Below are 12,190 nucleotides of genomic sequence, written 5' to 3'. Positions count from 1 at the left end.
GGACAGTTAATGCAGATTATTTGCTTAATTTGTCAAAATTAATTCGCACATGGAGAATAAAGTAGATGCGGGATCTGTTGCAAAAAGCGAACAAAATGCAATGAATGCAATCACAATTGACTGCGTTGTATTTGGTTTTGATAAGGGAAGTCTGGAAGTACTTTTAGTACAGCACGCAGAAGGAATTAGTAAAGGAAAATGGGGACTTCCGGGTGGTTGGATCTATAAAAGAGAAAGTACTGATGATGCAGCACATCGTTTATTGAATGAGCTTACAGGCATGGACAATATTTATCTTGAACAGCTAAAAGTTTTTGGCGATCCTGATCGTTTTCCGCTCCGCCGTGTTATTACAATAGGTTATTATGCACTTGTAAAAAGAGAAGATTATAACATTAAAGCCGGTTTTACCGCTGCTGATGCTAAATGGTATAAAATTAACAGCATTCCTGATTTGATTTATGACCACAACGAAATCCTGGCATACAGCCTAAAACATCTTCGCAACAGGGTACGCCAGGCTCCTATTGGTTTTAATCTGCTGCCGGAAAAATTTACTTTGCTGCAGTTAATGCACCTATATGAAGAAATTCTTGGGATCGAAATGGATAAATCAAATTTTAGACGAAAAATTCTGCACATGAAATTACTGGCCGATCTGGATGAAAAACAACAGGATGTTTCGCATCGTGCCGCAAAACTCTATAAATTTGATCCCGATATTTATAAAAAACTAACCGAAAAAGGGTTTAATTTTGAATTTTAAATCTGCTTATTAAGCAAATGAAAGCATCATCGTTAAAAAAAGTTTCTAAATCTGAAGGCAAAACGGCTTCAAACACCGTTGCGCCTGCCATAGAGGGTATCACAGTAGACTGTGTGATATTCGGATTTAAGAAAGAAAGTCTTGAAGTACTTTTGGTACAACATGCCGAGGGAGAAAGTGAAGGAAGCTGGGGATTACTTGGAGGCTGGCTCAAAAGAGAAGAAAGCGCCGATGACGCTGCACAGCGAATCCTGTACGAACTTACCAGTCTTGATAATATTTATCTGGAACAGCTTAAAGCTTTTACAGATCCCAAACGTGTTCTGGACCGCAGGGTCGTAACCATTGGATATTACACTTTAATAAATCAGGAAGATTATGATGTAAAAGCGAGTCTGGCTGTAAGAGAAGCCAAATGGTGCAAAATCAATGAAATCCCTAATCTGATTTTTGACCACAATGAAATTCTAGATTTCAGCTTAATGCATCTTCGAAACCGCGTACGTCAGGCGCCGATAGGTTTTAATCTTTTGCCTGAGAAATTTACCTTATTGCAGTTAATGCATCTTTACGAAGAAATTCTGGGTATTGAACTTGACAAATCAAATTTTCGAAGAAAAATTCTGCACATGAAACTGCTCGTTGCACTTGATGAAAAACAACAAGACGTTTCGCATCGCGCAGCAAAACTCTACAAGTTTGATGATGAAATTTACAAAAAACTGACTCAGAAAGGTTTTAATTTTGAGTTTTAATAAAAAAATGCCTAAAGAAAATTTTAGGCATTTTTAGTATACTTTAAGGAATACAGGTAATAATTACGTTGCAATAGCCTCCTACAATCCCACGGAATCTCGCAGGATCTTCGGTTCCGGAATTTGCGGCTACTCCTTTTCCGCTCGGGCAGATCGAAGTGGGCACGCCATTTCTTGGTCCGCATACAGTTCCTAATGCCCCTCCGGTAATATTTTTCATTTCGTTTTTTGTCAGCTTACCAAATTTTTCAGCAAGCTTAAGAGTTTGTTTTTCCATAGTTTGTGGTTTAATTAGTAAATAAATAGTCTTTGAATGATTTAATAATTTCTTGTACACAGATTTAAAAATCATTCAAAACCATGAGGTGATCAATCTTATGGTAAATATGACTACAAGTATAATCATATTTAGCCAAAAAGACAATTATTCTGACAAAAAATACAGATTTATCATCTGATTTCATTTTTTACTATTTATTTGGTAAAGATTGATTATTACGGTATTAAGAAAAAATTCATTCTTTAAAATTTTAATCCTGACCCAAGGCTTGAATTAGAATATATTACACTCTGAGAAACAGGTTTTTGCCATCAAAAATCAAAATCCCGCAACTAAATTCCAGAATCCAAAACTTTGCGCTATCTTTGCCCCTTAATAAGAGGCGTTAAAGCAATTGCAGGAACGCACTTTACATCAAAAAAATACTTAAAACTCGATAGAGAACTGATATAAAACAATGAAGAAGATTCGTAACTTTTGCATTATTGCACACATTGACCACGGTAAAAGTACACTGGCAGACAGATTACTAAGTGCTACTCAAACTGTTACAGCGCGTGAAGAAAAAGCTCAATTGCTTGACAACATGGATCTGGAACGTGAGCGTGGAATTACCATTAAGAGTCATGCCATTCAGATGGAATATAAATACAAGGGCGAGGAATATATCTTAAACTTAATTGATACTCCCGGCCACGTAGATTTTTCATACGAAGTTTCGAGATCTATTGCTGCCTGTGAAGGTGCTTTATTAATTGTTGATGCAGCACAAAGTATTCAGGCACAAACGATTTCAAACTTATATTTAGCTCTTGAAAACGACTTGGAAATTATTCCGGTTTTAAATAAAGTTGATTTACCAAGTGCAAATCCGGAAGAAGTGAGTGATGATATTATCGATTTACTTGGATGTAAATTAGAAGATATTATTCATGCATCCGGAAAAACCGGTTTTGGTGTTGAGAACATTCTTGCTGCCATTATCGAAAAAATTCCTGCTCCAAAAGGAAATCCTGAAGAACCATTACAAGCTTTAATTTTTGACTCGGTTTACAATCCATTCCGCGGAATCGAGGTAATTTTTAGAGTTGTAAACGGTGAAATCAAAAAAGGCCAGAAAATTAAATTTATGGCGACTGACAATGAGTATTTTGCTGACGAAATTGGAACTTTAAAATTAAATCAGGTTCCTAAAAATATCGTTTCTGCCGGTGATGTTGGTTATTTGATTTCCGGAATTAAAGAAGCTCGTGAGGTAAAAGTTGGTGATACGATTACAGATGCAAAAGTGCCTACAACAAACATGGTTGCTGGTTTTGAGGATGTAAAACCAATGGTATTTGCCGGAATTTATCCTGTTGACACGGAAGATTATGAAGACTTACGTTCGTCAATGGAAAAATTGCAATTGAACGACGCTTCATTAGTTTTTACTCCTGAAAGTTCTGCGGCGTTAGGATTTGGTTTCCGATGCGGATTCTTAGGAATGCTTCATATGGAAATTATCCAGGAACGTTTAGAGCGTGAGTTCGATATGACTGTAATTACAACAGTTCCTAACGTTTCGTACTTGGCTTACACTAAGAAACATCCAGAAACGGCAATCGTTGTAAACAATCCTTCAGATTTACCAGAACCTTCAAAACTAGACAGAGTTGAAGAGCCGTTTATTAAAGCTACCATCATTACAAAAGCTGACTTCGTTGGAAATGTAATGAGTTTATGTATCGAAAAACGTGGTTTAATTACCAACCAAACGTATTTAACGACTGAAAGAGTTGAGCTGAACTTCGATATGCCTTTGGCTGAAATTGTATTCGATTTCTACGATCGTTTAAAAACAGTTTCTAAAGGTTATGCTTCTTTCGATTATTCTCCTATCGGAATGAGAACTTCGAAATTGGTAAAACTTGACGTTCTTTTGAATGCGCAGACAGTTGATGCACTTTCTGCATTGATTCACGAAGATAACGCTTACAATATTGGTAAAAAAATGACCGAAAAATTACGCGAATTAATCCCAAGGCAACAGTTTGACATTCCGATTCAGGCTGCAATCGGAGCAAAAATCATCGCTCGTGAAACTATAAAAGCACTTCGTAAAGACGTTACCGCAAAATGTTATGGTGGAGATATTTCGCGTAAGCGTAAACTTCTTGAAAAACAGAAAAAAGGTAAAAAACGTATGCGTCAGGTAGGAAACGTTGAAATTCCACAAGAAGCTTTTATGGCTGTTTTGAAATTGAATGACTAGTTCCTTTTTTTAGAAAACAGAATAAAGAACAAAAAATATAGACTAAACCCAATGACGAAAGTTGTTGGGTTTTGTTGTTTTAGGCACAAAAATTAAAAAGGCAAAACCTACAAAATTACAGAATTTTTAACTTCATAAATTGAATTTTAACGCATACGATCAAACTTCAGGCCTTTTAAAATAAGGAAACGTATTTTTAATCTTACAAATTTTAAATACAGATATTATGAAAACCAAATTTTCTATTTTTTTAGTACTCTTTACATTTTATTTTGCAAACGCGCAGCAAGACCAACAGGCTGAAACCGAGATGAATTCTGCAAAAGGTATTACTTTTAGTAATGGCGATATGTTTCTTGAAGGATCAATACAAATAAATACAGGAGGAGAAAGCGATTATTACGCTGTTAACCCAAAATTTGGATATTTCCTGAATGATAAATTTGCTGTAGGAGGACAGGTAAGTTTTTCCAGCGACAAAGAAGAAGCAACAAATATTAAAACAGAGATTTTTGGTGTTGGTGCATTTGCAAGATATTATGCTTTAGAACTGGATCAAAAACGTTTTAAAGCGTATGGCGAAGTTGGGTTAGGTTATGGCCGAAATAAGGTTGAAAACGATACAGGTTCTAATGATACCAACAGCTTAACTGCTAATATTAATGTAGGCCTGAATTATTTCTTAACCAAAAACATAGCAGTTACTTTTACTTTAGCCAATATCTTATCGTACAATAGTGTTTCACCTGAAGACGGACCTTCATCTGACACTTTTAAATTGAATATCAATTTATTCGAGAATATTTTTGATCAGCCTAAATTTGGATTATTGTACAGATTTTAATCCTTTTCTTCAATTTATAACTAAAAGCTGTCTCAATTTGGGACAGCTTTTTTGTTTCTTTAAAGATTTAACCTTTGTAACTTTGAACCTCTTAACCTTTGAAACCTAAAAAGAAAAATGCTCGACGAAACTCCAAAACGATTTGACCGGATTGTGGCTATTCTGATTCAATTGCAGTCTAAAAAAATTGTAAAAGCACAGGAATTAGCCGATCGTTTTGAGTGCAGTTTGAGAACTATTTACCGAGATATTCGAACTTTGGAAGCATCCGGTGTTCCCATTTACAGCGAAGCCGGTGTGGGTTATGCTTTAATGGAAGGTTACAGACTTCCTCCGGTGATGTTTACACGAGAAGAAGTAAGCAGTTTTATTGCAGCCGAAAAACTGATGCAGAAATTTACGGATCCATCTTTGGGCACACATTATGCATCGGCAATGTTTAAACTGAAATCTGTTTTACGGAGCGGTGATAAAGATTATCTTTCTAATATTGAATCGCGGGTTGTAATGCAGACAGCAGAACCCATGTTCAATGATAATTCTCCTAATACACTGGCAGTTTTGTTTGAAAGCATAGCCGAAAAGAAACAGATTTTACTCTCGTACAAAACTTTTGGAAAAGATGAATTAACGCAGCGCAATCTGGAACCTGTGGGCGTTTTTCACGATAACAACAGTTGGTATTTTTTAGGATATTGTCATTTACGAAACGATTACAGACAATTTAGAACAGACCGGATTCAAAACCTGCAAAAAACGGATCTGGATTTTACCTTAGAACACGATTCTTTAGAGACATATCTTAATAAAACAGAAACTATCCCCGCAACAAAAGTCCGTCTTTTAGTTGAAAAGAAAATATCGAGATATTTATGTTTCGAAAGGAAATATCATGGTTTTGTTTCTGAAAAAGAAATAGATGAAAAACATGTCGAAATGACTTTTATGAGCCGTGATACAGAAAACGGTTTTCCGCGCTGGTTTTTAATGTTTGGTGATTATGCAACCATTCTTGAACCCGCAAGTTTAAAAGTAAGGACTTTAGAATTATTGGAACTCAACAAAAAAAGGCTTTTATAAAAAAACTCCCAAAGAGAATTCGATTCTGTCTTTGGGAGTTTTTTTATTCAATTTTTCAGGTTTTTATCTTTCCCAGAAAAACGGCGGTTCAATATTTAAAGCTCTTAAATATACATAAGCTTGTCCGCGGTGGTGTACTTCATTATCAATAAAATACAAAATGTTCTGAATAATAGGGAATTCATATTGCCCGAACAGTTTAAACGTTTCGTTGAAATCTTCAACAGACAGCTTCTCCCAGTATTTATTGATTTCTTCTGTAGCTGCATCCCATTTTTCCAGATACTGTGCTTTAAAAATCAATTTCTCCTCACCTTCTGTATAAGGCTGTGCATCACGCTCTACAATTCCTTTAAGTCCCGGAACTGCGATGCTTAAAAGTTCGTCAACTAATTTTGCAAACGGACGCATCCCTCCTATTGAAAATTCAAAGAAATCCTTCTCCGGAAAAAGTTCGATTAAACGACGTGTTAACGCTCTGTGTCCCTGCCAGTGTTTTAATAAATCTTCTGAACTGATTACTTGTGCTTCTAATGTTTTCATGATTGTAAGGTTTTAAATTTTTAATAGTCCAAAAGTAAAATGGGCCGGTGACAACAGTTTGTCAGCAGGAAAAAAAATAATTTAAAATATTTTTCTTCTTTTAATAATCTATATAGAAATACTGTACGTAGACGCGCTGCAGTACGCCTCTACAGAAGAAAAAACAAAAAACTTTGCACCTCTGAACCTTTGCCTCTTTGTACCTTAAAAAGAAAAAACCTTTGTACCTTTGCCCCTTAATAACTTTGTACCTCAAAAAAATGATCGAAGATAAAAATCCGCAGCGAACCAGTATATCACAATTAGGTGAGTTTGGCCTGATTGACCACTTAACCCGAAACTTTGATGTTACTCAGGAATCTACTTTAAAAAGTATTGGAGACGATGCTGCCGTTCTTGATTTTAAAGATAAAAAAGCCGTTGTTTCTACCGATTTATTAATTGAAGGTGTTCATTTTGACCTGGCTTACATGCCCCTGAAACATTTGGGTTACAAGGCAGTAGTAGTAAATATATCTGATATTTGCGCAATGAATGCCAAACCGACACAAATTACGGTTTCGGTTGCTGTTTCAAATCGTTTTCCGCTTGAAGCTTTAGAAGAATTATTTGAAGGAATTACGCACGCGGCGAAAGAATATAAAGTAGACGTTATTGGCGGCGACACGACCTCATCTCAAAAAGGACTAATTATCAGCATTACCGCAATTGGTGAAGCAGATGAAAATGAAATTACGTACAGAAACGGTGCTAAACAAACCGATTTACTGGTTGTAACTGGAGATATTGGTGCTGCTTATATGGGATTGCAGGTTTTGGAACGTGAAAAACAGGTTTTTCAGGTAAACCCAAACAATCAGCCTGATTTAGATCCTTATACATATTTGGTCGAAAGACAATTAAAGCCTGAGGCACGCAAAGATGTCCGCACGCTTTTACATGCTCTTGAAATTAAACCAACTTCGATGATCGATATTTCTGACGGTTTATCTTCAGAAATTATTCATTTATGCAAACAGTCAAAAGTGGGTTGTAATTTATATGAAGATAAATTACCGCTGGATCCGCAGTTTATTTCGACCTGTGAAGAGTTTAATATCGACAGTACAACGGTTGCCATTAATGGCGGTGAAGATTATGAACTTTTGTTTACAATCGACATCAACGATTTTGATAAAATTAAAGGGAATCCAAATTTTTCTATAATTGGTCACATGGCCGACGAAAGCGAAGGAGTTCATCTAGTTACACGAGCCAATACTAAAATTGCTTTAAAAGCCCGCGGATGGGATGCTTTGAGTGAATAGTTTTTTGATATCCAGGCTCAGTCATCAGCATTGGGTGTTCAGTCTAGATCCTAACAGGTTTTAAAAACCTGTTAGGATTTTTTTATAGTCTGATTCAATCTTAAATCTACATTTTAAAATCTTTAAAAAAGCGCTTTGTTTTTTGCTTCTTTTACCAAATCAGCATCTAATCCTGATCGCACTTTTAGTAATTCTTTGAGGCTTGCTCTCCTTTTCTCGATTTCGTTAAAAGAAATCGGAATATAATGCGGCATTTCGTTTATTGGGGTTCCCTTAGACAAATGAAACAGAATCTGCTTATCAAATTCATCGATTTCTATTGAATTGTGAGATGACTGATTAAGCATTTTTACAACCGACTGGCTGTAATATTTTTCGTTTTTCATTACTTTATCAAAAGCCAGAAGCAGTTCATCAAAAGTAAGATCGTTTTTAATTATAAGTCCGTTTGGGTTAATGGTTCTTATAATTGTTTTAATTTTTAGCAGTTCGGTATACATGGTCAGCAAAATAATCTTGCATTCCGGTATTTTTTTCATAATCAGCTTGGCCAAGTCTTCTCCGGAAAAAAGATCTTTTTCTTCATACGCGGGCATACTGATATCTAAAAATGCAACTTCGAACCGGGATACGTCTTTTTGCTCCAGTAAATCATACGCCGATTTGCAGTCGTGAGCCTGTTCAATAGCAAATTCAAATTCTTTGGGTTTGTAGCGGGTTATGGCATTTTTATATCCTTCAATGATAAAAGGATGATCGTCGACAATTAAAATATTGGGTCTTCTTAATTCCGAATTGGGGGCTTTGAAATTAGGTGTCATTTTTTTGCAGGTTAATTTTTTGATCAATAGGGACTTTAACTACCAGAAGTGTTCCTTCTCCTTTAAAAGATTTTATGATTACGGTACCATTACATTCGGCAGCACGATATTCTATATTATGCAGACCTATCCCATTTTTTGTACGTTTCATATCAAACCCCACGCCATCGTCCATAATAGATACAACAAGGTGGTCGATTTCACTTTTAAACTCTACTTTTATATTTTTTGCCTGAGAATATTTATTACAGTTTTGCAACGCTTCCTGAACAATACGGTACAAATTGATTTTGACCATGTTGTTTACAAGTTCCCATTTTATATGCGGATCAAAAGAGGTTTCAAGTTCTGACGGATAAGTATTTCTCTGATTTTCAAATAATTTATTTAAAATTAGAATAAAATTATTAATTAACTCTGATTTTTCACGGTTCAAATCATGCGAAATCTCCCGTATATCTTCTTCAATATTTTTGAGTTCGGCCAGATACTTTTTTCTTTTTACCGCAGCCTCTTCTTCATCAATTTTATCAAGGCTGTCCAAACTAATCCTCACGCCAAACATTCTCCCCAAAACACCATCATGCAGTTCCTGGGCCACTCTTTTCTTTTCTTTTATTCGGGTAGACTCTATTTCATTTTGCTGCGAAATCATGAGATTGTAAATATCTTCGTTAGCAATCTGCTGCTGCTGTTTAAAAAGTAATTCCCTTGTTCTGGCCTGCTGGGTTTTATAAACATAGAAAAACAAACCAATTAGGGTACAGATGCTGAAAACGTATATAAGTGTTTTGTTTTTTTCCTGTAATGTTGAATTTTGGTCTTTAATCTCGCTGGTTTCATATTCGATCCGCGAGAATTTTTCGCCCATTTTACGTTCAGCTTTCAGCATTTTGTCGTTAAGCTGAATGTATTCTTTCGAATAAGAAGATGCATTTTTAGGATCAACACTTGCAATTTGTTTAAGTGCATCTAATATATTTCTGATTTTATTGGAATTTCGGGATAAAACCAAGGCTTGTTTTGAATACTGAATAGCCTTAAATGTATCCCTTTTAAAAGCATAATATTCTGAGAGATGTATTTTGTTTAATACCACTCCCGATTTCAGACCAAGGCTGTCCCGGATTTTCAATGCTCTGTAAAACTGTTCAGGAAGTCCGTCAGATTCATTTAACTTTAATTTCGAATAAGCTAAATTATCCAGTACAATAGCATACAATGTTGTATTTTCTTCATAGAGATTTTTTTCTTCAAGGCTTCGCTGAAAGTATAATTTTGCTTTAGAATAGTTTCGCATTCGAAGATTTACGAATCCGATATTGTTTAAAGAGGTTGCTTTTAACTGAAATTCTAACGGAATCGATTTATCTTCAAGCGTTTTTAATGCGTTTTGATGAAATTCGAGTGCCTTATCAAAATCTTCCTGTTCGTTGTACAAGATTCCCAACAAATTGTAACAGTCGTAAAGCTGATCATTTACGTTCTTTTCGCGTTTTAATATTCGAAGTGCTTTAAAAATACTGATTTCACTTTCAAAATAATCGCCTTCGTTGTACTGCAGATTCGCTTTATCTAAAAAAGTCTTGGCCAGATTGTATTTATCATTAATTTTCAGATACACTTTTTCTGCTTTAAAATAATTCAGGAAAGCACTGTCAGATATTGACTGAATACCATAATAATCGCCCAGATACACATAGGCTTTGGCAATATGAACCGAATCTTTGGATTTTTTTGCTCTTTCTAAAATCAGTTCTGTGGTTTCCAGATACGATTTCCAGTCGTTCATATTGAAATAACGGTTGGCAACTTTAAAAAGATTTACTTTATTGACCGAGTCATCTTTCTGCTCTGTAATAATGGCAAATGCTTTTTTGTTGTATTGCTGTCTGTATTTAAACGGCAGATTAATATCATTGGCTAATGAGAGATAAGTAGACAGACTGTCTTTGGCCAAACCAATATTTTTATCTTTTATTTTCTTAGTGCAGCCAGAAAAAAAAATAAGTAAAAAAAATAATATTATGAATTTGCTTTTCAATAGTGTTTCGGAGTTTCACCAAAAGTAACTAAAAACTACAGACGAAAAAAAAAGCTGTCAAAAAAATTGACAGCCTTTTCTTAATATTTTGTTTTGTGTTAGTCTAACTTCACGTTTATTCTTGTTGACTGACTATCAGCATTAAAACTGCTTAAAACACCATAATTTACATCTGAATTAATTGTTGTTCCTGCAAAATCGGCTTTGTGTCTTCCATCTCTCGTTCCATTTCCATCAATCGGAGGTATAATACTTACGTTTTCATTAGAAACCGCTGCAGGAGTTGTTGGGTTTGCAAATGAAGTTGCTGCTATTGCTACTGATAATAATCCGAATGTTAAAGCTGTCTTTTTCATAACTAATGTTTATTTATTTTTAATTCTTATTTGGGGATAAATGACTGCGTTAGTGCTAATCATGGTGTAAAACTAACACCGGAATCAAAAAAAATTTATATGAAAAACAGGCTTTATGGTAGATCATGCCCAATTGCTAGTCAACAGGCATCAAATTAGCGTAATTACCTAATTACTACACCTCTAAGTAATTTCCTGTAAAAAAATCACCTATAATGAGATCAACGTTTGCTTTGTAGGTTCTGGAAAACGGAATTTTCTTGGAAGTATTTTTTATGTAACAAACTGAGTTTCCGCTATGAATACGTGCAATATAGTTTTTGTTGATGATGTAACTGTTATGAATTCTGAAAAAAGGATAAGTCAAAACAAGTTCAAAATGTTTGAGGGTTTTAAAAGCAGTTATCATTTCTCCCGAATTCAGATAAATATCTGTCGAATTATTATCGGCTTTAAAATAACAAATATCATCAGCATTTATATATCTGTGATCGCCATATGATTTAATGCAGATTATAAGCGATTTGTTTATACTTTGACGTTCTTTTGAGTCAGAGGTTACAAGAAAGGAAATTTCGTCTCTTAAATCAGCCGAATTCATTTCGTCGGCCCATTTATTAAGTCTTAAAATTGTTTTTAGCAATTCGGCAGTTACAAGCGGTTTTAGTATGTAATCGAAGACACCCTGCTTTATGGCATCAAATGCCAGATCTTTACCACTGGTAATGACCACTATATGCGGCAGTACAGTTAAGAAATGATGAAGTTCGTTTATAAAATTAAGCGATAAATTACTGGAAGTACTTTTGGGTTTTATTTCCAGAAAAACAACTTCGGGTTTAAATTCCAGAACCAAATTCAGCCCATCCTGATTATTTGATGCCGAACCAAGAAAATACAATTCCGAAAAACCATCTGCTATTCTTTTGGTTTTTGAAATGCTTTCTTCATCATCATCAATAATTATGTACGAGTACTTTTCCAAAATTAAATTTAACTGGTATGAAATTTAGCTGCTTTTTTTTGTGAATTTAAAAAACCATTTTAAATAATTCGTTTTTGAAAGAAATACTTTTCAAACACTTTATTGACATTTTTATTAACTGCCATTTTTTAAAGCCAAAAAAAATCCCAAACTCC

12 protein-coding genes are annotated in these 12,190 nt (G+C 34.8%); 6 read left to right on the top strand and 6 right to left on the bottom strand.

Going from position 1 to position 12,190, the window contains the following annotated elements:
* Positions 1–49: 49 nt before the first annotated feature.
* The gene (locus tag OZP11_RS15645; RefSeq protein ID WP_281231491.1) at positions 50–766 is read left to right on the top strand and encodes an NUDIX hydrolase; all 717 of its coding nucleotides are present in this window, start codon (positions 50–52) and stop codon (positions 764–766) included.
* Positions 767–783: 17 nt separating this feature from the next.
* The gene (locus OZP11_RS15640) at positions 784–1,521 is read left to right on the top strand and encodes an NUDIX hydrolase (protein WP_281231490.1); all 738 of its coding nucleotides are present in this window, start codon (positions 784–786) and stop codon (positions 1,519–1,521) included.
* A 43-nt stretch (positions 1,522–1,564) separates the two neighbouring features.
* Here the strand turns inward: OZP11_RS15640 and OZP11_RS15635 are convergent, their stop codons facing one another.
* On the bottom strand, positions 1,565–1,798 hold the full coding sequence (locus tag OZP11_RS15635) for a hypothetical protein (protein ID WP_281231489.1): 234 nt from the start codon (positions 1,796–1,798) through the stop codon (positions 1,565–1,567).
* A gap of 460 nt (positions 1,799–2,258) precedes the next feature.
* Between OZP11_RS15635 and lepA the strand changes: the two genes are divergently transcribed.
* The 3 genes from lepA to OZP11_RS15620 all read left to right on the top strand — a co-directional run bounded on the left by lepA (position 2,259) and on the right by OZP11_RS15620 (position 5,979).
* On the top strand, positions 2,259–4,055 hold the full coding sequence (gene lepA / locus OZP11_RS15630; protein WP_281231488.1) for a translation elongation factor 4: 1,797 nt from the start codon (positions 2,259–2,261) through the stop codon (positions 4,053–4,055).
* A gap of 226 nt (positions 4,056–4,281) precedes the next feature.
* The gene (locus tag OZP11_RS15625; protein WP_281231487.1) at positions 4,282–4,899 is read left to right on the top strand and encodes an outer membrane beta-barrel protein; all 618 of its coding nucleotides are present in this window, start codon (positions 4,282–4,284) and stop codon (positions 4,897–4,899) included.
* A gap of 117 nt (positions 4,900–5,016) precedes the next feature.
* Positions 5,017–5,979 carry a helix-turn-helix transcriptional regulator gene (locus tag OZP11_RS15620; protein ID WP_281231486.1) on the top strand — a complete coding sequence of 321 codons (963 nt, stop codon included), beginning with the start codon at positions 5,017–5,019 and terminating at the stop codon, positions 5,977–5,979.
* A gap of 63 nt (positions 5,980–6,042) precedes the next feature.
* On the opposite strand, the gene OZP11_RS15615 is transcribed toward OZP11_RS15620, so the two are convergent.
* Entirely contained in the window at positions 6,043–6,522 is a 480-nt protein-coding gene (locus OZP11_RS15615; RefSeq protein ID WP_281231485.1) for a DinB family protein, read from the bottom strand.
* Positions 6,523–6,782: 260 nt separating this feature from the next.
* Between OZP11_RS15615 and thiL the strand changes: the two genes are divergently transcribed.
* Positions 6,783–7,829: a thiamine-phosphate kinase gene (gene thiL / locus OZP11_RS15610; RefSeq protein WP_281231484.1), complete on the top strand. Its 1,047-nt coding sequence runs from the start codon at positions 6,783–6,785 to the stop codon at positions 7,827–7,829.
* Between the two features lie 122 nt (positions 7,830–7,951).
* Here the strand turns inward: thiL and OZP11_RS15605 are convergent, their stop codons facing one another.
* The 4 genes from OZP11_RS15605 to OZP11_RS15590 form a co-directional block, all read right to left on the bottom strand.
* Positions 7,952–8,650, bottom strand: a complete 699-nt coding sequence (locus OZP11_RS15605; RefSeq protein WP_281231483.1) for a response regulator — start codon at positions 8,648–8,650, stop codon at positions 7,952–7,954.
* Complete coding sequence (locus OZP11_RS15600) at positions 8,640–10,610, bottom strand: tetratricopeptide repeat-containing sensor histidine kinase (protein ID WP_349293764.1); 1,971 nt, start codon at positions 10,608–10,610, stop codon at positions 8,640–8,642. Before OZP11_RS15600 ends, OZP11_RS15605 begins: the two co-directional genes overlap by 11 nt.
* Positions 10,611–10,792: 182 nt before the next feature.
* The gene (locus OZP11_RS15595) at positions 10,793–11,050 is read right to left on the bottom strand and encodes a hypothetical protein (protein WP_281231482.1); all 258 of its coding nucleotides are present in this window, start codon (positions 11,048–11,050) and stop codon (positions 10,793–10,795) included.
* 175 nt (positions 11,051–11,225) lie between these two features.
* Positions 11,226–12,035: a LytR/AlgR family response regulator transcription factor gene (locus OZP11_RS15590; protein WP_281231481.1), complete on the bottom strand. Its 810-nt coding sequence runs from the start codon at positions 12,033–12,035 to the stop codon at positions 11,226–11,228.
* Between the last annotated feature and the right edge of the window lie 155 nt (positions 12,036–12,190).

Origin of the sequence: Flavobacterium gelatinilyticum (genome assembly GCF_027111295.1) — a bacterium.
GTDB classification, from domain to species: domain Bacteria; phylum Bacteroidota; class Bacteroidia; order Flavobacteriales; family Flavobacteriaceae; genus Flavobacterium; species Flavobacterium gelatinilyticum.
Note: the sequence above shows the minus strand (reverse complement) of the source record. Positions and strands in the feature narration are given on the sequence as shown.

What these genes read in the sequence shown, in the direction of transcription:
- OZP11_RS15645 (WP_281231491.1), top strand. Translation starts at nt 50, where the DNA reads ATGGAGAATAAAGTAGATGCGGGATCTGTTGCAAAAAGCGAACAAAAT.
- OZP11_RS15640 (WP_281231490.1), top strand. Translation starts at nt 784, where the DNA reads ATGAAAGCATCATCGTTAAAAAAAGTTTCTAAATCTGAAGGCAAAACG.
- OZP11_RS15635 (WP_281231489.1), bottom strand. Translation starts at nt 1,798, where the DNA reads ATGGAAAAACAAACTCTTAAGCTTGCTGAAAAATTTGGTAAGCTGACA.
- lepA (WP_281231488.1), top strand. Translation starts at nt 2,259, where the DNA reads ATGAAGAAGATTCGTAACTTTTGCATTATTGCACACATTGACCACGGT.
- OZP11_RS15625 (WP_281231487.1), top strand. Translation starts at nt 4,282, where the DNA reads ATGAAAACCAAATTTTCTATTTTTTTAGTACTCTTTACATTTTATTTT.
- OZP11_RS15620 (WP_281231486.1), top strand. Translation starts at nt 5,017, where the DNA reads ATGCTCGACGAAACTCCAAAACGATTTGACCGGATTGTGGCTATTCTG.
- OZP11_RS15615 (WP_281231485.1), bottom strand. Translation starts at nt 6,522, where the DNA reads ATGAAAACATTAGAAGCACAAGTAATCAGTTCAGAAGATTTATTAAAA.
- thiL (WP_281231484.1), top strand. Translation starts at nt 6,783, where the DNA reads ATGATCGAAGATAAAAATCCGCAGCGAACCAGTATATCACAATTAGGT.
- OZP11_RS15605 (WP_281231483.1), bottom strand. Translation starts at nt 8,650, where the DNA reads ATGACACCTAATTTCAAAGCCCCCAATTCGGAATTAAGAAGACCCAAT.
- OZP11_RS15595 (WP_281231482.1), bottom strand. Translation starts at nt 11,050, where the DNA reads ATGAAAAAGACAGCTTTAACATTCGGATTATTATCAGTAGCAATAGCA.